Source organism: Enterobacter sp. CGMCC 5087 (assembly GCF_003144775.1).
GTDB classification, from domain to species: Bacteria; Pseudomonadota; Gammaproteobacteria; order Enterobacterales; family Enterobacteriaceae; genus Enterobacter; species Enterobacter cloacae_M.
In genome coordinates, this window is sequence record NZ_QFXN01000216.1 from 1 (window position 1) to 22,525 (window position 22,525).

Below are 22,525 nucleotides of genomic sequence, written 5' to 3' on the forward strand. Positions count from 1 at the left end.
GGCAGAGGCTTTACGCTCATCAAGCTGTTTCATCTGATGGTCGTCGTTGTCATCTGGATCGAAATGCAGCGGCATCCACGATGCGGTCAGGCTGAGTTCATTTTTTGCGTCTTTCCACAGGATCCATCCGCCCGTGGTCTGGCGAACATAAAAGTTGTCGCCTTCGTAGCTAATTAACGGTACTGCGGTCGTATTTTCGTTATAGCCTTTGTAAGGAGACTCATTAAATACAGCCCCCGCTCCTAGTGAAAAGTCACCGGCCATTGCTGAGGATGTTGCAAATAACGTGGCCGCGATGAGTAAATTGTATTTAATAGTCATTACATGTAATCCATTAAAATGCCAAACAAGCGAGGCGCATAATAATGGTTACAAATTTGCCAATGCAACGCTGTGGTTTATATAATATTATATATAAAATCATATAGATGGGTGTGCAGGATGAGTAATTTACAGCTGAAGCCACGCGAATTAAAAATCATATCCGTCATCGCCGCAACTCGCAGCATTGGTGATGCCGCCGCCCTGCTGGGCATGGCGCAGGCCAACGTCAGCAAATATCTGTCTGATTTTGAAACACGGGTTGGACTCAAGGTTTTTGAACGCACCACGCGTCAACTGGCGCTTACTCAGTTCGGTGAAGCGTTACTTCCCTATGTTAACGCCACGCTGGATAAAAATACTCAACTTGTTAATTTCATTGCGGATTACAAGCATGAAAAACGCGGAAAAGTCACGATTTACGCCCCTACGGGTATCGTGACCTATCTGTCGCGGCATGTGATCCACAAAATCAATGATATCGGTGACATCCGCATCTCCCTGAAAACCTACAACCTCGACCGGAATGAATTTTCAGAAGGCGTTTCCTTTCCGGATGACTGCGACATTTTAATTACCTATGCGCAACCGAAAGACGAAAGTCTGGTTGCCAGCGTGTTAACAAAATATTCCGTTACGGCATTTGCAACCGTTGAGTATTTAAATAAGCACCCCTTAAAGGGACCTGAAGATTTAATTAATCATTCCTGTATTCTCATTGACTCCATGCTGGTCGATGATGCAAATATCTGGCGTTTTCGCGTGCACGGCAGTGATAGCGTGCATGACTACCGGGTGACCGGTAATTATATTTGCGACAATACGCAGACGGCCCTGGAGCTGGCAAGAAATAATCTCGGGATTGTTTTTGCGCCAAAAGAGAGTCTGAAAAAAGAATTAACGCAAGGGATGCTGGTCCCCTGCTTCCCGCATCAGGAAGAGTGGTGGCTCGATCTGACGGCCATCTTCCGCAAACGCGAATACCAGCCCTGGCGCGTGCAATACGTTCTGGATGGCGTTCTGAACTGCCTGCGCCAGCAAATAGCTCAGGCCGCCCATGGACGGCCTGAGCTGGGCGATTAGAATAGCCCCAGCGGTTTATCGGAGTAGCTGACCAGCAAACATTTCGTTTGCTGATAATGCTCCAGCATCATCTTATGGGTTTCACGCCCGATACCCGATTGCTTGTAACCGCCAAATGCCGCGTGTGCCGGATAGGCGTGGTAGCAGTTGGTCCAGACGCGCCCGGCCTGAATACCTCTGCCCATTTTATAGGCCAGATTACCGTTGCGGCTCCAGACGCCCGCTCCCAGCCCATACGGCGTGTCGTTGGCAATCTCCAGCGCCTCCTCCATCGTTTTGAAGGTGGTCACGGCCAGTACCGGTCCGAAAATTTCCTCCTGGAAGACGCGCATGTTGTTCTGACCGAACAGGATCGTTGGCTCCAGGTAATACCCTTCCTGCAGATCCCCACCGAGCACCTTACGGCGACCGCCGGTCAGAATATCCGCCCCCTCTTTCTTGCCGATGTCGATGTAGTTGAGGATGGTTTCCAGCTGTCCATGCGAGACCTGCGCCCCCATCTGCGTCACGTTATCGAGCGGGTTACCGCTGCGGATAGACTCGACGCGGCGAATGGCCCGCTCCATAAAGCGCTCATAGATGGACTCCTGCACCAGCGCGCGGCTTGGGCAGGTGCAGACTTCGCCCTGGTTAAACGCAAACAGCGCAAACCCTTCCAGGGCTTTATCGAAGAAGGCATCCTCTTCCTCCATCACGTCCGCGAAGAAGATGTTCGGGGATTTCCCGCCCAGCTCCAGGGTCACCGGAATGATGTTCTGCGTGGCGTACTGCATAATCTGCTGGCCCACTTCCGTCGACCCGGTAAACGCCACTTTGGCGATACGTTTTGAGGTGGCCAGATATTCCCCTATCTCACCGCCCGCACCGTTGACCACGTTAATCACGCCCGGCGGCAGAAGGTCGCCAACGATTTCCATCAGCAGCAGGACCGAGAGCGGGGTCAGACGCGCCGGTTTGAGCACAATACAGTTTCCAGCCGCCAGCGCGGGCGCCATCTTCCAGCTCGCCATCAGCAGCGGGAAGTTCCACGGAATGATTTGCCCGACGACGCCCAGCGGTTCGTGGAAATGATACGCCACGGTGTCGCTGTCTACCTCGCTTATTCCGCCCTCCTGAGCGCGAATGCAGGAGGCAAAATAGCGGAAGTGGTCGATGGCCAGCGGCACGTCTGCCGCCATCGTTTCCCGGATCGGCTTGCCGTTATCCCAGGTTTCCGCCGTCGCCAACAGCTCCAGATTCTGCTCCATCCGGTCAGCGATTTTGAACAAAATAGCTGCGCGGTCCTGAACTGAGGTATGGCCCCATTTATCTTTCGCTTTGTGCGCCGCATCCAGCGCCAGATCGATATCGCGCTTGCCGGAGCTGGCTATTTCGCACAGCGGCTGGCCGGTTACGGGGGTCAGGTTGGAATAGTATTCGCCGTCGACGGGAGCTACCCAGTCGCCGCCAATAAAGTTGTCATAACGGGGCTTCAGCTTGAGGGGAAAACCATACTCGCCGGGCTGGATACGCGATGAGGGAGGATTGATTGTCATGACCGTCTCCTTGCTGTTGGTGTACAACAAGGGTAGTTCCGGCTGGCGATTTTCTCGCCAGCCGGTAACGGTGTTTACGACGGAGGTCACGGAGTTTCAGGAAATAATAACGAATCGCGCAACAGATGATCGTTACCGCGACGGCGGGTAAAGCCGATGCGGTTGAAATACTCCAGGATCTGGATCGCCAGCTTGCGGCCCACGTTCAACCGGTCGCGGAAATCCGCTGCGCAGGTCGAGCCGCGCGCCTGATCCAGCTCGCGGATCAGGTTGGCAAACGCCACAATGCGATCGTTACGGTAGTAACGATCTTTCACGATCGCGACGATTAGCCCCTGCTGCGCCGCATGGCGCAATACCTGGCGCATCACCTGCTCGTCGGTGTTGGTTTCGCGAGCCAGATCCCGAACCCACCACGGCTCATCGCCAAACAGCGGGGCTGCTTTTTGCCATATGGCCTCCTGATCTGCGGTGAACCCGGCCTTGTGATCCGGCAGGTGCAGCCAGCCGTGGTGGCTTTTAATCACCCCGCTTTCGCGCATGTTTTCAATCAGCAGCAGCACCAGCGCATCGTCTTCCATCGGCAGCGCCATGCGTCGCAGACGCTCACGGCCCGGGCCAGGCTCATCCTGATGCTGTTCATGGTACGTTGCGAGCGTGTTCAGTATCTTACGCTGCCATTGCGCGGCAACCGGGGCGTTTAGCAGACTGTTTCCAGCCTGAATAAAGCCCGGCTGCTGGGCCAGCAGGCGTAACCCTTCCTCGCTCAGCTGGCGTGCCCATGCAAAATCACGCAGGCTCACCGCACCGCGCTCAAGATGCACCCGCAGCGCGTCGTTATCATCGCTGGCCTGCGCCAACGCTGCCAGCCACTGCAGATATTCAGGTTTACGCTTGCCGCGTCGCGGTGGATTCAGCGCGACCACCCGTGCCCCGGCAAGCGTTTCCCGCGCGGAAATATCACGCAGAACCAGACGATCGTTGTCTGCCAGCCAGAGCGGCGAATCGAATACCAGCTCGGCAAGGTCGTTTTCCAGCAGCGACACGCGCCCGGTGATATGGCTGGCCGCGTGGTGAATATGCAGCGGCTGCCATTGGGTCAACGGTATGTGTGTCTGCAGGGAGACAATCACGCGTTCAGACGGTTCCGGCGGAGCATCGGCCAGCAGCCAGTCTCCGCGGTTCAGCTGCTCTTTTTCCGCATCCCCGGCAATGTTCAGCGCGATACGTTGTCCGGCGTGGGCACGGTCAACGGGCTGGTTTTGTGCGTGCAGTCCGCGCACGCGCATCGGTTTATTCACGCCCGTCAGCCAGAGGGTATCTCCCACGCTGACTTCACCGCTCAGCGCGGTGCCGGTTACGACCAGCCCCGCACCTTTTACGGTAAAGGCCCGGTCGATCGCCAGACGAAAGCGGTGATGGCTTGCGTGAGCGCGTGATGAAAGGTGCTGTAAATGGTGGCGAAGTTCGTCGATACCACACCCTTCTGTCGCCACGGTGACAAAAAGCGATGCGTCGGCAAAGCCATACTCCCGCAGGGTCGCCTGGACCGTTTCGCGCACCTCGCTGACGCGCGCGTCATCCACGCGATCGGCTTTGGTCAGCGCCACGGTCAGCTGCGGGTTGCCGGTTAGCTGCAGGATCGCCAGGTGCTCGCGGGTTTGCGCCATCACGCCGTCATCGCAGGCCACCACCAGCAGGGCATGATCGATGCCGCCCACGCCCGCCAGCATGTTAGACAGAAACTTTTCATGCCCCGGCACATCAATAAAACCCAGTACGCGACCGTCAGGCTGGGGCCAGTAGGCATAGCCCAGATCGATGGTCATGCCGCGCTTTTTCTCTTCCGGCAGGCGGTCGGCGTTTATGCCGGTAATCGCCTGCAGTAGCGTGGTTTTTCCGTGGTCGACGTGACCGGCGGTGGCAATAATCATTTCAACAACATCTCCAGAAATCGCTCTTCATCTTCAAGGCAGCGCAGATCCAGCCACATTCGGCCATCGTAAATCCGCCCGATAACCGGCGCGGGCAGGCCACGCCAGCGCGACGACAGGGCTTCAAGGTGGCTGCCGCGCCCGTCACGCGGGGTGAACGTGAGCGCTTCGCTCGGCAGCCTGTCCACCGGCAGCGAACCGCTGCCAATCTGCGACTGGCAGGGTTCAATGCGAACGTTAAAATCGGGGTAGTACGGGGCAATGCGCGGCAGCAGTAATTCGGCCTGGGCGCGAATTGAAGCGGCATCGCGGGTTAACAGACGCAGCGTGGGGAGGCGGTCGGCCAGTTTCTCCGGATGGAGATAAAGACGCAGCGTCGCCTCCAGCGCGGCAAGCGTCATTTTATCGGCTCGCAGGGCGCGCTTGAGCGGATGCTGCTGCAGCTGCGCAATCAGCTCGCGCTTGCCGACGATAATCCCGGCCTGCGGCCCGCCCAGCAGTTTGTCGCCGGAAAAGCTGACCAGGCTGACGCCCGCCGCAATCATCTCTTGCGGCATCGGCTCTTTTGGCAGCCCGTACAGGCTCAGATCCACCAGTGAGCCGCTGCCGAGATCGGCAATCACCGGTATATTCAGTTCGCGCCCAATCGCCGCCAGCTCCGCCTCTTCAACCGTTTTGGTGAAGCCTTCAATATGATAATTGCTGGTGTGAACCTTCATCAGCAGGGCGGTATTTTCATTCACCGCCGCGCGATAGTCTTTCGCATGGGTGCGGTTGGTAGTGCCCACCTCATGCAGCGTACAGCCCGCCTGGCGCATCACGTCCGGAATACGAAACGCTCCGCCAATCTCCACCAGCTCGCCGCGGGACACCACCACCTCTTTGCCGCTGGCGGTGGCCGCCAGCATCAGCAGCACCGCTGCGGCGTTGTTATTCACAATGCAGGCATCTTCCGCGCCGGTCAGCTGGCAGAGCAGATCCGCCAGCGCGCGGTCGCGGTGCCCGCGTCCGGCGCCGTCCAGATCGTACTCCAGCGTTACGGGCGCTTGCATGGCCTGCACGACCGCGGCAACGGCCTCTTCCGCCTGCTGCGCGCGTCCCAGGTTGGTATGCAGGACGGTTCCGGTCAGGTTTATCACCGGGCGTAATGCGTTTTGCGCCTTCTCATCCAGCCGCTGTTCAACTTCCTGCTCCCACGCCGCGCACCATTCGGGCAAGGCGTTTTCTGACTGAATAGCGCATCGGGCTTCGTCCTGAAGCAGGCGTAACATCTCCACCGTCGCGGTATGGCCAAAACGCTCAACGGCAGCATGAATGCGGGGCTCGCGAAGGAGACGGTCGGTAGCGGGGATCTGGCTGTACAGCGAATGATGAGTAGTCATGAAGGCGCCTGGCGAGTAAATATCTTCCCCCCTCCCGACGGGAGAGGGAGTTAACATGTGTAGGGATTGTACAACCTCCGACGCCGAAGTGTTATAACCCGCGTCAAGCCTTTGGCGGTTCGGTACGGGCAAAGCTCTCGCGGCTAAACAGCGTGTCTGCAAGTTTCACCAGCAGCGGACGGTCGACGCACCAGCCCGGGGAGACGTGGCGGAAGTTGAGATAACCAATCGCGCAGGCGATGGCGATGGTCCCCAGGTTCAGGCTGTCGGTTTGAATCTTTCCTTCCCGGATAAGCTGTTCGCACCTGTCCAGGCTGCGGCTGATTTTTTCCCGCTGGCGTAACAGTTCCGTTTCCGACTGCTGGGCAGCGGGCCTTGCCTGTTCACGCACGGAGGTTAACGCCGCATCCATAATACCGTCGGCCAGGGCTTCGACCTGCTTCACCGCCAGCGCCGCTTTTGGGTCAGCAGGCAGCATAGCCGGGGCAACGCCCAGCAGCTCAATGTACTCGGCAATTATTGGGGAATCGAACCAGTACTCGCCCTCGTCCGTGACCAGCGCCGGGACTTTTCCCAGCGGGTTGTACTGCGCAACGCCGTTTTCCGCGTTGTAAGGCTGTTCATTCACGAATTCAAATTCAATCCCCTTCTCCAGCAGGAGAATCGAGATTTTTCGCACGAAGGGACTGGTGTAGCTGCCGATGAGTTTCATTGCCTGATCCTTAATGCCGGAAAAAAGTCAGTATGGATCAAGCGATGAAAAAAGGGCAGGTCTGCATGTCGCATTCCTGCCCTGGAAGGATTAGTGATCGAGGTAGAGGTAGTGCATCCAGCTGGTCATACGCAGCAGTACTTTACGCATGACCGAGACGTGGGCGAAGTGGTCCGAGTAGACCGCCACCTGGGCATAGATACCATCCGGCAGGGCATCGACTTCGGCGTTGGGTTCCAGCTCAATAAGTGCCTGAACGCCGTCCGTTCCCGGCACCACCGTCAGCGACTGCAGCGCGCCCTGCGCCTGATAGGTTCCCCCTGGCACCACCGGCAGAATACTGATGAGCTTCCCGGAGAACACCTGGCCCGGCAGCGCGTTAAACACCACTTCCGCTTCATCGCCCGGCTTCAGACGCAGCAGCGAGTTCTGGCGGAACTGGGCCACGATCTGACGCTTCTGTTCAGGAATAAAGACCATCACCGGACGCAGCGGTAGCGCGGCGGCGTACGTCCCCGGACGGATCAGCACCTGGGTGATGTAACCATCGCTCGGCGCACGCACCACGGTCTGGTCCAGGTTATATTTGGCTTCGGCAAGCTGGGCGCGTAACGACGCAATCTGCGACTGTTCACCGTTCACCATGCTGTCTAACTGGCTTTGGATCTGCACCTGTTCAGCCACGGAGCCTTTCACCATCGCATCCTGTGCGAGATAATTTTGGCGCGCGTTGTCGATATCGCTTTCAGAAAACGGATTCACCTTCGCCTGGCTGCCTTTCAGGTAGCGCTGATAATCTTTAAACAGACGATCGCGTTCAGCCGATACGCGGGTGGTATTGGCGACCGCTTCCGACAGCTGCGCTTTCAGGTTATCGATATTGTGCGTCGCGGTCACCAGGTCAGCCTGGAGTCTGTCGACGCGCGCCTGGTAGCGGCCAGGATCCAGTTTAAATAACACTTCGCCTTTTTTAATAAGCTGGTTATTTTTATCCGTGACTTCACTGACCACACCGGTCACCTGCGGCGTGATTGGAATAGAAATAACCGCTTTTTGCGCCGTAAAGGTATACGGATGGTTATAGTTCATTAACAGAATAAGACCGGCAACAATAAATACGCCGCCTAATGTTGCGGTGGCAAGCGTCCACTGGTTGACCGGAATTCGGAATATTTTAAAAATGGCCCAGGCAAATGCCACGTAGGTCAAAATAATCAACAGATCCATGTTTAGCGCTCCAGCGTGTTCTTATCAGCAGTGGGCTGTACTGCAGCCAGCTTTTGTTCGAGTTCCGCCACGCGTTTGGCCAGCGCATCCATGCCCGGAACTTCATCAGGCTTGGTGATGTGGTTTTGCATCCCCCAGCCGCGATCTTCGCGGTACAGCGTGGCCCAAATCCACAGGAATGGCCAGATGGCATGGAGTGTAAACAGGCTAATCCAGCCTGCCGTATGAATGGCATCGGCATGCGGATGGTTACGCTTTTTGGCCATATTATAAGGAATATCATGGATGGCGATGATTCCGTAAAAGAGAACCAGAAATACAAAAATCAATACGCCCAGCGCAAAATAGTTGAGAAACATATTCTCCTCACTTAAACAACGTCAACTCATTAAATTAATAAAACGGTACGCAACCTAATTAATTTTTTTATAAACACGGGGATGTGCTTACTATTTCCGAGCCGGGGAGTATGAGTTTTTATAATATCTCCATGCAAGTTTATAAGCGTGTCAAAATATATCCTGAATAATAATAGACTTAACCTTACAATATGAGCGTAATCCACCTTTTAACTTTTCGCCATACCACACATCAAAAGTGGTTTTTTAGCTTATCGTGTCGTGCCATATTATCCTGGCGCTGAAACGCGAAGCAGAGTTTGCCGCCGATCACAGCCGGAGAAATCTGCATAAAAATATTTTGTGAAATCAGTCACAATCCAGAAACAAACACGCCATAACAAAACGTGACGATAATCACACAAAGGGGTGGATTTTGCTTTTTTTCTCGCCATCGTATTTTTTTTGCCCACTTATTTTGTGATTGAGATCACTTCATTGACATCCCTACCCCCTGTCTTTACGTGACACGCATCACATAAATTTTCCCTGTCTGGACAGTTGAACGATTCAGTGCCAGATTTCACAGCATCAGAACAGGGCCCGGCTACCTCTGCCGCCTCATTAACAATAAACCTCGGGCCGCAAGCCTAAGCGTAAACAGAAGAAGGGGTGTTTTATGTCATCCGATTTCAAGATCAAAGTTCAAAGCTTTGGTCGTTTCCTCAGCAACATGGTGATGCCAAATATCGGCGCGTTTATCGCGTGGGGTATCATCACTGCATTGTTCATTCCGACAGGGTGGTTGCCTAACGAAACGCTGGCGAAACTTGTTGGCCCAATGATTACCTATCTCCTGCCGCTGCTCATCGGTTTCACTGGTGGTCGTCTGGTGGGCGGTGACCGTGGTGGCGTAGTGGGCGCTATCACGACCATGGGTGTTATCGTCGGTGCGGATATGCCGATGTTCCTCGGAGCAATGATTGCCGGTCCTCTGGGCGGCTGGGCGATTAAGAAATTCGACGTCTGGGTTGATGGTAAGATCAAATCCGGCTTCGAAATGCTGGTGAACAACTTCTCTGCGGGCATCATCGGGATGATCCTCGCGATTCTGGCGTTCCTCGGCATTGGCCCTGCGGTTGAAGTGCTGTCCAAAATTCTGGCGGCGGGCGTTAACTTCATGGTTGCGCACGACATGCTGCCGCTGGCGTCTATTTTCGTTGAACCGGCGAAAATCCTGTTCCTGAACAACGCCATCAACCACGGCATCTTCTCGCCGCTGGGTATTCAGCAGTCTCACGATCTCGGCAAATCAATCTTCTTCCTGATTGAAGCGAACCCAGGTCCGGGTATGGGCGTTCTGCTGGCGTACATGTTCTTTGGTCGCGGCAGCGCTAAGCAGTCTGCTGGCGGTGCGGCAATCATCCACTTCCTGGGCGGTATCCACGAAATTTACTTCCCGTACGTGCTGATGAACCCACGTCTGATCCTGGCCGTTATCCTTGGCGGTATGACCGGCGTGTTCACCCTGAGCGTGCTGGGCGGCGGTCTGGTGTCTCCAGCCTCTCCGGGTTCTATCCTGGCGGTGCTGGCGATGACGCCAAAAGGGGCGTACTTCGCGAACATCGCGGCCATCTGTGCGGCAATGGCGGTCTCATTCGTGGTCTCTTCTATCCTGCTGAAAACCAGCAAAGTGAAAGAAGACGACGATATTGAAGCGGCGACCCGTCGTATGCACGACATGAAAGCCGAATCCAAAGGCGCGACCCCGCTGGCGGCTGGCGATGTCTCTAACGACCTGAGCCACGTGCGTAAAATCATTGTTGCCTGTGACGCCGGTATGGGTTCCAGCGCAATGGGTGCAGGCGTGCTGCGTAAGAAAGTGCAGGATGCGGGCCTGACCAACATCTCCGTCACCAACAGCGCCATTAACAGCCTGCCGCCGGACGTTGACCTGGTCATCACGCACCGCGACCTGACCGAGCGCGCCATGCGCCAGGTACCGCAGGCACAGCACATTTCGCTGACTAACTTCCTCGACAGCGGTCTGTACACCAGCCTGACCGAACGTCTGGTTGCGGCGCAGCGTCACGAAGACAACGAAGTGAAAGTGCGCTCAAGCCTGCAGGACAGCTTTGACGAGAGCAACGCCCACCTGTTCAAACTGGGTGCGGAAAACATCTTCCTCGGTCGCACAGCGGCAACTAAAGAAGAAGCGATTCGCTTCGCTGGCGAGCAGCTGGTGAAAGGCGGCTACGTTCAGCCTGAATATGTTGACGCGATGCTGGAACGCGAAAAACTGACGCCAACCTACCTGGGCGAATCCATCGCGGTGCCGCACGGTACGGTTGAAGCGAAAGATCGCGTCCTGAAAACCGGCGTCGTATTCTGTCAGTATCCGCAGGGCGTGCGCTTCGGTGAAGAAGAAGACGACATCGCCCGTCTGGTGATTGGTATCGCCGCTCGCAACAACGAGCACATTCAGGTGATTACCAGCCTGACCAACGCGCTGGATGATGAATCTGTCATTGCGCGTCTGGCGAGCACCACCAGCGTGGAAGAAGTCCTGGCACTTCTTAACAAATAAGTCCTCTTCCCTCTCCCCTCTGGGGAGAGGGCTAGGGTGAGGGGAAACGTTCCTCACCCCAGCCCTCTCGGGTAAAAACATTGATGAAGGTTAACACTATGAAAGCATTACATTTTGGCGCAGGTAATATCGGTCGTGGTTTTATCGGTAAACTGCTGGCAGACGCGGGCATTACGCTGACATTCGCCGATGTGAATCAGGTTGTCCTGGATGCCCTGAATGCGCGTCATAGCTATCAGGTCCATGTAGTCGGTGAAAACGAGCAGGTTGAGACGGTATCCGGCGTCAACGCGGTCAGCAGCATCGGTGAAGACGTTATCGACCTGATCGCCAGCGTCGATCTGGTCACCACGGCCGTGGGTCCGGTCGTTCTTGAGCGCATCGCCCCTGCGGTTGCGAAAGGCCTGGCAAAACGTAAAGCGCAGGGCATCGACACCCCGCTGAACATCATCGCCTGCGAAAACATGGTGCGCGGCACCACGCAGCTGAAAGGCCACGTGCTTAACGCTGTAGCAGACGAAGACAAAGCCTGGGTTGAAGCGCACGTTGGGTTTGTGGATTCCGCCGTGGATCGCATCGTTCCGCCGTCTGAATCCGCCACCAACGACCCGCTGGAAGTGACTGTGGAAACCTTCAGCGAGTGGATCGTTGATAAAACCCAGTTTAAAGGCGCCCTGCCGACCATTCCGGGAATGGAATTAACCGATAACCTGATGGCATTTGTCGAACGCAAACTCTTCACGCTGAACACCGGGCATGCTATAACCGCGTACCTCGGAAAATTGGCCGGTCATCAGACCATTCGTGATGCGATCCTCGATGAGAAGATCCGCGCGGTGGTAAAAGGGGCAATGGAAGAGAGCGGCGCGGTGCTGATCAAACGCTACGGTTTTGATGCTGATAAACATGCAGCATACATCCAGAAAATCCTCGGTCGCTTTGAAAATCCGTATCTGAAAGATGACGTTGAGCGCGTGGGCCGTCAGCCTCTGCGCAAACTGAGCGCGGGCGATCGCCTGATTAAGCCGCTGCTGGGCACGCTGGAATACGGCCTGCCGCACGCCAACCTGGTGAAAGGGATTGCCGCTGCGATGCACTACCGCAGCGAGCAGGACCCACAGGCGCAGGAACTGGCTCAGCTGATTGATGACAAAGGCGCGCAGGCTGCGCTGGCGCAGATTTCCGGTCTGGACGCCAACAGCGACGTGGTTGTGGAGGCGGTTAACGCATACAACGCAACCAAATGATGCACAGTGCGGCGCAGGTTAACCTGCGCCCAAATAATAGATTGTCAGATATGCAGGCAATAATGGAACAAACCCAGGCCTTTGAAAATCGTGTGCTTGAGCGTCTGAATGCTGGCAAAACCGTACGAAGCTTCCTGATTGCCGCCGTCGAGCTGTTAACCGAGGCGGTGAATATCCTGGTGCTTCAGGTGTTTCGCAAAGACGACTACGCGGTAAAATATGCTGTAGAACCGTTACTGGACGGAGACGGACCGCTGGGCGATCTATCCGTGCGCCTGAAGCTGATTTATGGTCTTGGCGTGCTCAACCGACAAGAGTATGAAGATGCGGAGCTGTTAATGGCGCTGCGCGAAGAGCTCAATCATGACGGTAACGAGTACACCTTTACCGATGATGAGATCCTGGGGCCCTTCGGCGAGCTGCACTGCGTCACCGCGCTGCCCCCTGCTCCCCATTTTGACAACAGCGACCCTGAGCTCTACGCGATGCAAAAGCTGCGTTATCAACAGGTTGTCCGATCCACGATGGTTCTCTCCCTGACTGAGCTGATTTCCCGAATCAGCTTAAAAAAAGCGTTTCAGAAGTAAGCCTGCTCACATTGGTGTATCCTTCCCTGTAAATTCCCCGTTTTCAGAGTTATTTGTCATGAAAGAAGTCGAAAAGAACGAAATTAAACGCCTGAGCGACCGCCTGGATCTCATCCGCCACCAGATGGCTGGCCTGTCACTGGTCGATTCCGCCGAGAAGTACGCCGAGCTGGAAAAAGAAGCCGCCACGCTGGAAACAGAAATCGAGCGCCTGCGCGAAGTGAAAGGCCAGAAGCTGAGCAAAGAAGCGCAGAAGCTGATGAACATGCCGCACCGCCGCGCGATCACCAAAAAAGAACAGGCCGACATGGGCAAGCTGAAGAAAAGCGTCCGTGGTCTGGTGGTGGTACACCCGATGACCGAACTTGGCCGCGAAATGGGCCTGAAAGAGATGACGGGTTTTTGTAAGACCGCGTTCTAATACCTATCCCCCTCACCTTAACCCTAACCCTCTCCCCAAAAGGGCGAGGGAACTGTACGGTCCGTTTTTCTCCTACTCCCCATGGGAGAGGGCCGGGGTGAGGGCTTCAGGCCCCACCTCGCTTCAAATTGGCCCAACCAATCCCCCTTCTCTTTCTTCCCCGGTTCACAATTCCATTATTTCCGCTCACAAACTCATTGCCTGACCATAACATTTGGTTAACCATTCGTTGTCATTAACCCTACAACACAACATTGGCAGGACCACTTTTACACAACCTGTGACGCAGAGTTGAGCGGAGACTCACCCGCAGCGCAGGCTGTCTGGTCCCCAGGAGACCTGCATGAGCCTCTGGCAACAAAACTACGACCCGGCCGGTAATATCTGGCTGTCGAGCCTGATCGCATCGCTTCCGATCCTGTTCTTCTTCTTTGCGCTGATTAAGCTCAAGCTGAAGGGCTACCTCGCCGCGACGTATACCGTTGCTATCGCCCTGATGGTGGCGCTGTTCTTCTATAAAATGCCGGTCGATCGCGCGCTGGCCTCCGTCGTCTACGGTTTCTTCTACGGCCTGTGGCCAATTGCGTGGATCATCATCGCGGCGGTGTTTGTCTATAAAATCTCGGTGAAAACCGGGCAGTTCGACATAATCCGTTCGTCGATTCTTTCCATCACGCCGGACCAGCGCCTGCAGATGCTGATTGTCGGCTTCTCCTTCGGGGCGTTTCTGGAAGGCGCGGCAGGCTTTGGCGCACCGGTGGCGATCACCGCCGCGCTGCTGGTCGGTCTGGGCTTTAACCCGCTCTATGCCGCCGGCCTGTGCCTGATTGTGAACACCGCGCCGGTGGCATTTGGCGCGATGGGTATTCCGATTCTGGTGGCCGGACAGGTTACCGGGCTGGACAGCTTCGAGATCGGCCAGATGGTCGGCCGCCAGCTGCCCTTCCTGACCATTATCGTCCTGTTCTGGATCATGGCGATTATGGACGGCTGGCGCGGCGTGAAGGAGACCTGGCCTGCGGTGATGGTAGCGGGCGGTTCGTTCGCTATCGCTCAATACCTCAGCTCGAACTTCCTCGGCCCGGAGCTGCCGGACATCATCTCTTCGCTGGTGTCGCTGGTCTGTCTGACGCTGTTTCTGAAACGCTGGCAGCCGGTGCGTATTTTCCGCTTCGCCGACATGGGCGCCTCGCAGGTTGATCAAACCCTGGCCCGTACGGGCTATACGGCAGGACAGGTGATCCGCGCCTGGTCGCCGTTCCTGTTCCTGACCGCAACGGTCACCCTGTGGAGCATCCCGCCGTTTAAAGCCCTGTTTGCCCCGGGCGGGGCGCTGTACGACATGGTGATTAACATCTCCGTACCGTTCCTCGACAAGATGGTCGCCCGTATGCCGCCGGTGGTGCACGCCGCTACGCCGTATGCCGCGGTCTATAAATTCGACTGGTTCTCCGCCACCGGTACCGCCATCCTGTTTGCCGCTATTCTTTCCGTGGTGTGGCTGCGCATGAAGCCTGCGGCCGCGGTGCAGACCTTTGCCGCAACCATTAAAGAGCTGATGCTGCCGATTTACTCCATCGGCATGGTGCTGGCGTTCGCGTTTATCTCGAACTACTCCGGCCTGTCATCGACGCTGGCGCTGGCGCTGGCCCATACCAGCCACGCCTTCACCTTCTTCTCGCCGTTCCTCGGCTGGCTGGGGGTGTTCCTGACCGGTTCAGATACCTCGTCTAACGCCCTGTTTGCCGCGCTGCAGGCAACGGCGGCCCAGCAGATTGGCGTGTCGGACGTCCTGCTGGTGGCCGCGAATACCACTGGCGGCGTGACCGGGAAAATGATCTCTCCACAATCCATCGCCATTGCCTGTGCGGCGGTGGGACTGGTCGGTAAAGAGTCGGATCTGTTCCGCTTTACCGTGAAACACAGCCTGATATTCACCTGCATGGTCGGGGTGATCACCACCCTGCAGGCCTATGTCTTAACCTGGATGATCCCATGATAGTGATGCCCAGACGCCTGTCCGACGAGATTGCCTCTCGCGTGCGGGCGCTGATTGATGAACAACAGCTGGAAGCGGGCATGAAGTTGCCCGCCGAACGCCAGCTTGCCGCCCAACTTGGCGTGTCGCGCAATTCACTGCGCGAGGCGCTGGCGACGCTGGTCAGCGAAGGCGTGCTGGTGAGCCGTCGCGGCGGCGGCACCTTTGTGCGCTGGCAGCATGACGACTGGTCCGAGCAAAACATCGTGCAGCCCCTGAAAACGCTGATGGAGAACGACCCGGACTACAGCTTCGACATCCTTGAAGCGCGTCACGCCATCGAAACCAGTACCGCCTGGCACGCGGCCATGCGGGCAACCGACGCCGACAAAGAGAAACTCATCGCCTGCTTTGAGGCCACGCAGAGCAGCGACCCGGATATCGCCTCCCAGGCGGACGTGCGTTTTCACCTGGCGATTGCCGAGGCGTCGCACAATGTGGTGCTGCTCCAGACCATGCGCGGGTTCTTCGACCTGCTGCAATCCTCCGTGAAGCAGAGCCGCCAGCGCATGTATCTGGTTCCGCCAGTGTTTGCCCGGCTAACCGAACAGCACGAGGCGGTGCTCAACGCCATTCTGGCCGGTGATGCCGAGGCCGCGCGCAAAGCGATGATGGCGCATCTCGGTTTCGTGCACACCACCATTAAACGATTCGATGAAGACCAGGCCCGACAGGCGCGTATTACCCGTCTGCCTGGCGACAGTGATATTTCCAGGGAGAACAAAGCATGATTATTTCAGCAGCCAGTGACTATCGCGCCGCGGCGCAGCGCATTTTGCCCCCGTTCCTGTTCCACTATATCGACGGCGGGGCGTATGCCGAATACACCCTGCGCCGCAACGTGGAAGATCTGTCGGAGGTGGCTCTGCGCCAGCGCGTGCTGAAGAATATGTCTGACCTGAGCCTTGAGACAAAACTGTTTAACGAAACGCTTTCCATGCCCGTCGCGCTCGCGCCTGTGGGCCTGTGCGGCATGTATGCCCGCCGTGGCGAAGTGCAGGCGGCCGCGGCGGCGGATGCCAAAGGCATTCCGTTTACCCTTTCCACCGTGTCCGTCTGCCCGATTGAAGAGGTCGCCCCGACCATCAAGCGCCCGATGTGGTTCCAGCTGTACGTCCTGCGCGATCGCGGCTTTATGCGCAACGCGCTCGAGCGCGCCAAAGCGGCGGGCTGCTCGACGCTGGTCTTTACCGTCGATATGCCAACCCCCGGGGCGCGCTATCGTGATGCCCACTCCGGCATGAGCGGCCCGAATGCTGCGTTACGCCGCTACTGGCAGGCCATGACCCATCCGCAGTGGGCGTGGGATGTCGGCCTGAACGGTCGTCCGCACGATCTGGGCAATATCTCGGCATACCTCGGTAAACCGACCGGGCTGGAGGATTACATTGGCTGGCTGGCGAACAACTTCGATCCGTCGATCTCGTGGAAAGACCTGGAGTGGATCCGCGAGTTCTGGGACGGCCCGATGGTGATCAAAGGGATCCTCGATCCGGAAGATGCCCGCGATGCGGTCCGCTTTGGCGCTGACGGGATTGTGGTCTCTAACCACGGCGGACGCCAGCTTGACGGGGTGCTCTCTTCCGCACGCGCCCTGCCGGCCATCGCCGATGCGGTGAAAGGCGATATTGCCATCCTGGCCGACAGCGGCATCCGCAACGGGCTGGACGTGGTGCGCATGATTGCGCTGGGCGCCGACAGCGTGCTGCTGGGACGCGCGTATCTGTATGCGCTGGCGACGGCGGGCCAGGCAGGGGTGGCGAATCTGCTCAACCTGATCGAAAAAGAGATGAAGGTAGCGATGACGCTGACAGGAGCGAAAACGATCGGTGAAATCAGCAGAGATTCTCTGGTGCAGGAGTTAAGCAAATTATCGGCGGCGCTGGCGCCACTTGCTCAGGGAAACGCGGCCTGAGCTTCGCCGGTTAATGCCCCTTCCTCACGCGCCCGATTTCCCCCTCGGGCGCTTTTTTACGCCAAAAATAACATCCAGATAACATATTAGATAAGAAAATTTGACATCCGCCTGCCGTCCGCAATTGTATAGACAAGCAAATACAAGAACACAAAAACAACATCAGATCGGAGTGGAGCGTATGGCGTATTCAGGTAAGGTGGATATTCAGCAGGTGATCGATGAGAGTCCTTTTTCAGGGTTTCACTGGCTGCTCATTGTGCTGGGCTTTCTGGTTCTGGCGATCGATGGTTTTGATACGGCAGCGATGGGTTACATCGCGCCTACGCTGTCGGCAGAATGGGGGATACACAAACAGGATCTGGGGCCGGTGCTGAGTGCGGCGCTGCTGGGGCTGTCGCTGGGCGCGCTGGTTGCCGGTCCGGTATCGGACCGGATGGGGCGCAAGCGCGTGCTGGTCTTTTCGTGCCTGTTCTTCGGCCTTGCGAGCCTGGGGACGGCCTGGGCACAAAGTCTGAATACCCTGACGATGTGGCGCTTTCTGACGGGACTGGGCCTCGGCGCCGCAATGCCTAACGCCATCACGCTGATCTCCGAGTTTGCCCCCCAGCGCTGTCGCGCCATGGCGATCAATACCATGTACTGCGGCTTCCCTCTGGGTGCGGCGGGCGGCGGCGCGATCTCTTCCTGGCTTATCCCCCATCACGGCTGGCGAAGCGTGCTGCTGACCGGGGCGATTGCGCCGCTGATTTTAACGCTGCTGCTGACGCTGTTTTTACCGGAGTCCGTGAAGTTTCTGGTGCAGCGCGGGAAAGACGTCATGCAGGTCCGCCGTATCGCCAGCCGGTTCGCCCGCAGCACGCTGGATAGCGTCACGGGCTTTTTCCTGGCCGAGGAGAAAATCGCGTCTAAAAAAGGGAGCGTGTCGCAGCTCTTTTCCATGCCCTGGCTGCCCGGCACCCTGATGCTGTGGGTGACCTACTTTATGGGGCTGGTCATCTACTACGTTCTGCTAAGCTGGATGCCGACGCTGATGCAGGGGATGGGCTATGCGCTGGCGGAATCCGCCTGGCTCACCTCGCTGTTCACCTTCGGCGGTACCGCAGGCATTCTGCTCGCGGGCTGGATGATGGATCGCTGGGAAGCGCATAAAGTTGTCGCGTGTGGTTTCGTGCTGACGATGGGCCTTATTCTTTTACTGGGTATTGAGCATAACCATATCGCCCTGTTTGGCGGGTTGATTTTCCTGATGGGGATCGCGATGAACGGCGCGCAATCGGGCATGCAAACCCTGGCCGCCACCTTTTACCCTACCGAGTGCCGCGCGACGGGCATCGCCTGGATGCAGGGGATCGGCCGCTTTGGCGGCGTAGCGGGAACCATGACCAGCGCCCAGCTTCTCTCTATGCAGTGGCAGGCAGACAGTATTTTAATGATCCTCAGCGTGCCCGCTCTGGTGGCCGCTGCGGCAACCGTCTACAAAATGCTGTACAGCCGCTCGCAGGAACCCGGCGTCGCGTAGTTCCTCTCTTTTCTGCTATTCTGCCCCCGCAATTAAGGGGGCAGCATGCTTAACATCGTTTTATTCGAACCAGAAATTCCGCCGAACACCGGCAATATCATCCGCCTGTGTGCCAACACCGGTTTTCGTCTGCACATCATTGAGCCGATGGGCTTTACGTGGGACGACAAACGTCTGCGTCGCGCAGGGCTGGATTATCATGAATTTACCGCCGTCGTTCGCCACCACGATTACGCCGCGTTTCTGGAAGCCGAGCAGCCGCAGCGCATGTTCGCCCTGACCACCAAAGGCACGCCAGCACACAGCGCCGTGAGCTATCAGGCAGGTGACTATCTGATGTTTGGCCCGGAAACCCGCGGCCTGCCGGCCACGATCCTGGATGCCCTGCCCGCCGAGCAGAAAATCCGTATTCCGATGATGCCGGACAGCCGCAGCATGAACCTGTCGAACGCGGTGTCGGTCGTGGTGTATGAAGCCTGGCGCCAGCTGGGTTACCCGGGCGCCATTCTCAGAAGTTAAATGCCGTCACCATACTCGAAGGTATGGTGAATGCCGTTGAAGTGCTGATCCATGTCCATGGACGGCTTATCGCTGTCTGGTTTACCGACGATGCGCGCCGGTACGCCAGCGGCAGTGGTATGCGGTGGCACAGGCTGGAGCACCACGGAGCCTGCACCGATCTTAGCACCGCGCCCGACTTCGATATTGCCGAGGATCTTGGCGCCCGCGCCAATCATCACCCCTTCACGAATTTTTGGATGGCGATCGCCGCTGGTTTTACCGGTACCGCCCAGGGTCACCGACTGCAGGATCGAGACGTCATCTTCAATCACCGCCGTTTCCCCGACGACAATCCCGGTGGCGTGGTCGAGCATGATCCCACGGCCAATCTTTGCCGCCGGGTGAATATCGACCTGGAACGTCACGGAAACCTGGTTTTGCAGGAAGATCGCCAGCGCGCGGCGGCCTTCATTCCACAGCCAGTGGCCAATGCGGTAAGCCTGCAGGGCGTGGAAGCCTTTCAGGTACAGCAGCGGCGTAGAATATTTATCGACCGCCGGGTCACGCGTGCGCACGGCCTGGATATCACAGGCGGCAGAGGCGATCATTTCCGGGTCTGCGGCGTAAGCCTCTTCCACCACCTCACGAATGGCGATAGCAGGCATAATCGAGGACGCCAGCTTGTTGGCGAGCATATAGCTGAGCGCGCTGCCGAGGTTTTCGTGCTTGAGTAGCGTCGCGTGGTAGAAACTGGCCAGCATAGGCTCGCAGTCGGCCAGCGCCCGGGCTTCAGCTTTAATATTGTTCCAGACGATATCCAGTTCTTCACACGGCATTGCTTACTCCAGACGATAGTTAATGACCAGCCAGTTCTGCGCTGGCTGGGTCATTCAGGTGACAACGGTTCCGACTAGTTACTGCTGCGCTCGTCCTTGCGCGCACGACCTAATAAGGTCAATGCTGCCTCGCGCGCATTTTTTCCGCAATACAATACCTGATAAATTTCCTCGGTTATTGGCATTTCGACACCGAAACGGTGCGCCAACTCGCGGACTTCTTTGGTATTGCGGTAGCCTTCAACCACCTGACCAATCTTCTCCTGCGCGCCTTTAACATCGCTGCCCTGCCCGAGCATCATGCCAAAGCGGCGGTTACGAGACTGGTTGTCGGTACAGGTCAGCACCAGGTCGCCCAGGCCAGCCATCCCCATAAAGGTGGCCGGATCGGCACCCAGCGCTTCGCCCAGGCGGGACATTTCGGTCAGTCCTCGGGTGATCAGCGCCGTACGCGCATTGGCACCAAAGCCAATGCCGTCTGACATCCCGGCACCAATCGCAATCACGTTCTTCACCGCACCGCCCAGCTGCACGCCGATAAAATCGGGGTTGCTGTAGACGCGGAAGCTCTTGCCGCAGTGCAGTAGCTGTTGAAGATCGTCGGAGAAGGCCTGATCGGTGGAGGCCAGCGAAATCGCCGTCGGCAGGCCAGCGGCCAGCTCTTTGGCAAAGGTCGGGCCGGAGATGACCGCCAGCGGGATCTCATCACCCAGCGCTTCGCGGGCAACGTCCTGCAGCAGGCGTCCGGTTTCGGCTTCCAGTCCTTTAGTCGCCCAGACAATGCGCGCATCCGGGCGCATCAACGGCTTAATCTGACGGAGCACGTCGCCAAATACATGGCTCGGGACCACAATCAGAATGTTGCGGCTGGCCGCCAGCGCGGTCGCAAGGTCGCTTTCAAGGTGCAGGGAGTCGGGGAACGGAACGTCCGGAAGAAACGCCACGTTACAACGGTCGCGTTGCAGCGTTGCGATATGTTTTGGGTCGTGGCCCCAGAGAACCACTTCGTGACCATTTCTTGCCAGCGTGATGGCAAGAGCGGTGCCGTATGAGCCGGCACCGATCACAGTCATTGACGCATTAACAGTGCTCATCAGGCATCCTGATGTTGTTCAGCACCTTCGCCAGCTTGCTGCTGCAGATAGTTCATGAACAGCGCATCAAAGTTAACTGGCGCAAGGTTCAGTTGCGGGAATGTACCGCGAGAAACCAGGCTGGTGATGCATTCACGCGCATACGGGAACAGAATGTTCGGGCAGTACGCACCCAGGCAATGCGCCATCTGGTTGCCTTCGATACCGCCGATAGAGAAGATGCCGCCCTGCTGAACTTCACACAGGAATGCAGTTTCTTCGCCCAGAGACGCGGTAACGGTCACACGCAGCACGACTTCATACACGTCATCTGCCAGTTGGGTAGATGCGGTATCCAGATCAAGTTTAACCTCTGGCTGCCAATCTTTCTGGAAAACATGTGGCGCATTTGGCGCTTCGAAAGAGACGTCCTTGGTGTAGATACGCTGGATCTGGAAAGTCATTTCGGTGTTGTTTTGTTCTGACATGGAAATACCCTTTTTAATTGTCCTAAAGTCTCTTAGCTCAGCAGCGGATCGAGTCCACCACGGGCGTCGAGCGCATACAAGTCATCACAGCCGCCAATGTGCTGCGCATCAATAAAAATCTGCGGAACCGTCGTGCGACCACTACGTTTGATCATCTCTTCGCGTTTAATCGCGTCACCGTCGATTGGCAGTTCCTGGAACGTGACGCCTTTGCTGTTCAGCAGCGCTTTCGCACGATGACAGAACGGGCACGTCGCTTTGGTATAGATCTCAATATTGGCCATGACTGAACTCCTTATTTACCGCGTACCAAAGGAAGATTTTCCCCGCTCCAGCCGGAAATACCTTCTTTCAGCACCGTTACGTTTTCGAAGCCTGCTTTATGAAGCGCGCTGGCAGAATCCTGTGCCTGCATGCCGGTCGCATCGACAACGATAATCGGCTGGGCTTTGTGTTTCTCAAGCTCACCGACGTTGTTCGCTTTGATTTCAGCTGGCAACAGGTTGATTGCGCCCGCAATGTGACCTTTACGGAAATCGTCACGCTGGCGCAGATCGACCACGACGGCATCTTCTTTGTTGATCAGACGCGTCGCTTCACCACGGGTGATAACCTTAATTTTAGACGTCAGGCTCTTAAATGTAGTGAACAGCACAGCAGCCAGCAGGCCAATCCACGCGATGCTCAGAACCGGATGGCGGCTAACGAATTGCATAATTTCTTGCATGGAGGGTAACTACTCCCGACTAAGTGATAAAAAAAACCAGGACAGGAGTAT

General features: G+C 56.8%; 22 protein-coding genes. 10 read left to right on the plus strand and 12 right to left on the minus strand.

Going from position 1 to position 22,525, the window contains the following annotated elements:
* Positions 1–321 (minus strand): MipA/OmpV family protein (locus DEO48_RS17785; protein ID WP_146198299.1); only part of this gene is annotated, 321 nt, incomplete at its 3' end.
* A 120-nt stretch (positions 322–441) separates the two neighbouring features.
* Here DEO48_RS17785 and DEO48_RS17790 point away from each other — a divergent pair.
* Positions 442–1,404 carry a LysR family transcriptional regulator gene (locus DEO48_RS17790; RefSeq protein WP_109845865.1) on the plus strand — a complete coding sequence of 321 codons (963 nt, stop codon included), beginning with the start codon at positions 442–444 and terminating at the stop codon, positions 1,402–1,404.
* On the opposite strand, the gene aldB is transcribed toward DEO48_RS17790, so the two are convergent.
* The 6 genes from aldB to DEO48_RS17820 form a co-directional block, all read right to left on the minus strand.
* On the minus strand, positions 1,401–2,939 hold the full coding sequence (aldB, locus tag DEO48_RS17795) for an aldehyde dehydrogenase AldB (RefSeq protein ID WP_109845866.1): 1,539 nt from the start codon (positions 2,937–2,939) through the stop codon (positions 1,401–1,403). The genes DEO48_RS17790 and aldB overlap by 4 nt on opposite strands.
* 86 nt (positions 2,940–3,025) lie before the next feature.
* Positions 3,026–4,873, minus strand: a complete 1,848-nt coding sequence (gene selB / locus DEO48_RS17800) for a selenocysteine-specific translation elongation factor (protein WP_109845867.1) — start codon at positions 4,871–4,873, stop codon at positions 3,026–3,028.
* Positions 4,870–6,255 carry an L-seryl-tRNA(Sec) selenium transferase gene (selA, locus tag DEO48_RS17805; protein ID WP_109845868.1) on the minus strand — a complete coding sequence of 462 codons (1,386 nt, stop codon included), beginning with the start codon at positions 6,253–6,255 and terminating at the stop codon, positions 4,870–4,872. Before selA ends, selB begins: the two co-directional genes overlap by 4 nt.
* 103 nt (positions 6,256–6,358) lie before the next feature.
* The gene (locus DEO48_RS17810; RefSeq protein ID WP_109845869.1) at positions 6,359–6,967 is read right to left on the minus strand and encodes a glutathione S-transferase; all 609 of its coding nucleotides are present in this window, start codon (positions 6,965–6,967) and stop codon (positions 6,359–6,361) included.
* Positions 6,968–7,057: 90 nt separating this feature from the next.
* Positions 7,058–8,194 (minus strand): HlyD family secretion protein, encoded by a 1,137-nt coding sequence (locus DEO48_RS17815; RefSeq protein ID WP_109845870.1) that lies wholly within the window; start codon positions 8,192–8,194, stop codon positions 7,058–7,060.
* 2 nt (positions 8,195–8,196) lie between these two features.
* Positions 8,197–8,553 (minus strand): DUF3302 domain-containing protein, encoded by a 357-nt coding sequence (locus DEO48_RS17820; protein WP_008502729.1) that lies wholly within the window; start codon positions 8,551–8,553, stop codon positions 8,197–8,199.
* A 658-nt stretch (positions 8,554–9,211) separates the two neighbouring features.
* Here DEO48_RS17820 and DEO48_RS17825 point away from each other — a divergent pair.
* The 9 genes from DEO48_RS17825 (at position 9,212) to trmL (ending at position 19,368) form a co-directional block, all read left to right on the plus strand.
* A complete protein-coding gene (locus DEO48_RS17825; protein ID WP_023309922.1) occupies positions 9,212–11,119 on the plus strand; it encodes a PTS mannitol transporter subunit IICBA in 1,908 nt (635 codons plus the stop codon).
* 98 nt (positions 11,120–11,217) lie between these two features.
* Complete coding sequence (gene mtlD / locus DEO48_RS17830) at positions 11,218–12,366, plus strand: mannitol-1-phosphate 5-dehydrogenase (RefSeq protein WP_023309921.1); 1,149 nt, start codon at positions 11,218–11,220, stop codon at positions 12,364–12,366.
* Positions 12,363–12,953: a mannitol operon repressor MtlR gene (gene mtlR, locus DEO48_RS17835; protein WP_023309920.1), complete on the plus strand. Its 591-nt coding sequence runs from the start codon at positions 12,363–12,365 to the stop codon at positions 12,951–12,953. Before mtlD ends, mtlR begins: the two co-directional genes overlap by 4 nt.
* Positions 12,954–13,011: 58 nt before the next feature.
* Positions 13,012–13,374 carry a YibL family ribosome-associated protein gene (locus DEO48_RS17840; RefSeq protein ID WP_010436679.1) on the plus strand — a complete coding sequence of 121 codons (363 nt, stop codon included), beginning with the start codon at positions 13,012–13,014 and terminating at the stop codon, positions 13,372–13,374.
* A 343-nt stretch (positions 13,375–13,717) separates the two neighbouring features.
* Complete coding sequence (gene lldP / locus DEO48_RS17845; protein ID WP_032650757.1) at positions 13,718–15,373, plus strand: L-lactate permease; 1,656 nt, start codon at positions 13,718–13,720, stop codon at positions 15,371–15,373.
* Complete coding sequence (gene lldR / locus DEO48_RS17850; protein ID WP_109845871.1) at positions 15,370–16,143, plus strand: transcriptional regulator LldR; 774 nt, start codon at positions 15,370–15,372, stop codon at positions 16,141–16,143. Before lldP ends, lldR begins: the two co-directional genes overlap by 4 nt.
* A complete protein-coding gene (gene lldD, locus DEO48_RS17855) occupies positions 16,140–17,327 on the plus strand; it encodes an FMN-dependent L-lactate dehydrogenase LldD (protein WP_109845872.1) in 1,188 nt (395 codons plus the stop codon). The genes lldR and lldD overlap by 4 nt, the downstream gene beginning before the upstream one ends.
* Before the next feature lie 181 nt (positions 17,328–17,508).
* Positions 17,509–18,849, plus strand: coding sequence for an aromatic acid/H+ symport family MFS transporter (locus DEO48_RS17860; RefSeq protein ID WP_109845873.1), 1,341 nt, complete (start codon positions 17,509–17,511; stop codon positions 18,847–18,849).
* A gap of 45 nt (positions 18,850–18,894) precedes the next feature.
* Entirely contained in the window at positions 18,895–19,368 is a 474-nt protein-coding gene (trmL, locus tag DEO48_RS17865) for a tRNA (uridine(34)/cytosine(34)/5-carboxymethylaminomethyluridine(34)-2'-O)-methyltransferase TrmL (protein WP_109845874.1), read from the plus strand.
* Here trmL and cysE read toward each other — a convergent pair.
* From cysE to DEO48_RS17890, 5 genes are all read right to left on the minus strand, one after another.
* Positions 19,365–20,186, minus strand: a complete 822-nt coding sequence (gene cysE, locus DEO48_RS17870; protein ID WP_008502718.1) for a serine O-acetyltransferase — start codon at positions 20,184–20,186, stop codon at positions 19,365–19,367. The genes trmL and cysE overlap by 4 nt on opposite strands.
* A gap of 74 nt (positions 20,187–20,260) precedes the next feature.
* Positions 20,261–21,280, minus strand: coding sequence for an NAD(P)H-dependent glycerol-3-phosphate dehydrogenase (gene gpsA, locus DEO48_RS17875; protein ID WP_023309915.1), 1,020 nt, complete (start codon positions 21,278–21,280; stop codon positions 20,261–20,263).
* Entirely contained in the window at positions 21,280–21,747 is a 468-nt protein-coding gene (gene secB, locus DEO48_RS17880; protein WP_003860835.1) for a protein-export chaperone SecB, read from the minus strand. The genes gpsA and secB overlap by 1 nt, the downstream gene beginning before the upstream one ends.
* 32 nt (positions 21,748–21,779) lie before the next feature.
* On the minus strand, positions 21,780–22,031 hold the full coding sequence (grxC, locus tag DEO48_RS17885; protein ID WP_023309914.1) for a glutaredoxin 3: 252 nt from the start codon (positions 22,029–22,031) through the stop codon (positions 21,780–21,782).
* Between the two features lie 11 nt (positions 22,032–22,042).
* Positions 22,043–22,474: a rhodanese-like domain-containing protein gene (locus tag DEO48_RS17890; RefSeq protein WP_109845875.1), complete on the minus strand. Its 432-nt coding sequence runs from the start codon at positions 22,472–22,474 to the stop codon at positions 22,043–22,045.
* Between the last annotated feature and the right edge of the window lie 51 nt (positions 22,475–22,525).

Excerpts from the sequence above, each read along its gene's own strand:
- DEO48_RS17790 (WP_109845865.1), top strand. The coding sequence starts at position 442 with ATGAGTAATTTACAGCTGAAGCCACGCGAATTAAAAATCATATCCGTC.
- aldB (WP_109845866.1), bottom strand. The coding sequence starts at position 2,939 with ATGACAATCAATCCTCCCTCATCGCGTATCCAGCCCGGCGAGTATGGT.
- selB (WP_109845867.1), bottom strand. The coding sequence starts at position 4,873 with ATGATTATTGCCACCGCCGGTCACGTCGACCACGGAAAAACCACGCTA.
- selA (WP_109845868.1), bottom strand. The coding sequence starts at position 6,255 with ATGACTACTCATCATTCGCTGTACAGCCAGATCCCCGCTACCGACCGT.
- DEO48_RS17810 (WP_109845869.1), bottom strand. The coding sequence starts at position 6,967 with ATGAAACTCATCGGCAGCTACACCAGTCCCTTCGTGCGAAAAATCTCG.
- DEO48_RS17815 (WP_109845870.1), bottom strand. The coding sequence starts at position 8,194 with ATGGATCTGTTGATTATTTTGACCTACGTGGCATTTGCCTGGGCCATT.
- DEO48_RS17820 (WP_008502729.1), bottom strand. The coding sequence starts at position 8,553 with ATGTTTCTCAACTATTTTGCGCTGGGCGTATTGATTTTTGTATTTCTG.
- DEO48_RS17825 (WP_023309922.1), top strand. The coding sequence starts at position 9,212 with ATGTCATCCGATTTCAAGATCAAAGTTCAAAGCTTTGGTCGTTTCCTC.
- mtlD (WP_023309921.1), top strand. The coding sequence starts at position 11,218 with ATGAAAGCATTACATTTTGGCGCAGGTAATATCGGTCGTGGTTTTATC.
- mtlR (WP_023309920.1), top strand. The coding sequence starts at position 12,363 with ATGATGCACAGTGCGGCGCAGGTTAACCTGCGCCCAAATAATAGATTG.
- DEO48_RS17840 (WP_010436679.1), top strand. The coding sequence starts at position 13,012 with ATGAAAGAAGTCGAAAAGAACGAAATTAAACGCCTGAGCGACCGCCTG.
- lldP (WP_032650757.1), top strand. The coding sequence starts at position 13,718 with ATGAGCCTCTGGCAACAAAACTACGACCCGGCCGGTAATATCTGGCTG.
- lldR (WP_109845871.1), top strand. The coding sequence starts at position 15,370 with ATGATAGTGATGCCCAGACGCCTGTCCGACGAGATTGCCTCTCGCGTG.
- lldD (WP_109845872.1), top strand. The coding sequence starts at position 16,140 with ATGATTATTTCAGCAGCCAGTGACTATCGCGCCGCGGCGCAGCGCATT.
- DEO48_RS17860 (WP_109845873.1), top strand. The coding sequence starts at position 17,509 with ATGGCGTATTCAGGTAAGGTGGATATTCAGCAGGTGATCGATGAGAGT.
- trmL (WP_109845874.1), top strand. The coding sequence starts at position 18,895 with ATGCTTAACATCGTTTTATTCGAACCAGAAATTCCGCCGAACACCGGC.
- cysE (WP_008502718.1), bottom strand. The coding sequence starts at position 20,186 with ATGCCGTGTGAAGAACTGGATATCGTCTGGAACAATATTAAAGCTGAA.
- gpsA (WP_023309915.1), bottom strand. The coding sequence starts at position 21,280 with ATGAGCACTGTTAATGCGTCAATGACTGTGATCGGTGCCGGCTCATAC.
- secB (WP_003860835.1), bottom strand. The coding sequence starts at position 21,747 with ATGTCAGAACAAAACAACACCGAAATGACTTTCCAGATCCAGCGTATC.
- grxC (WP_023309914.1), bottom strand. The coding sequence starts at position 22,031 with ATGGCCAATATTGAGATCTATACCAAAGCGACGTGCCCGTTCTGTCAT.
- DEO48_RS17890 (WP_109845875.1), bottom strand. The coding sequence starts at position 22,474 with ATGCAAGAAATTATGCAATTCGTTAGCCGCCATCCGGTTCTGAGCATC.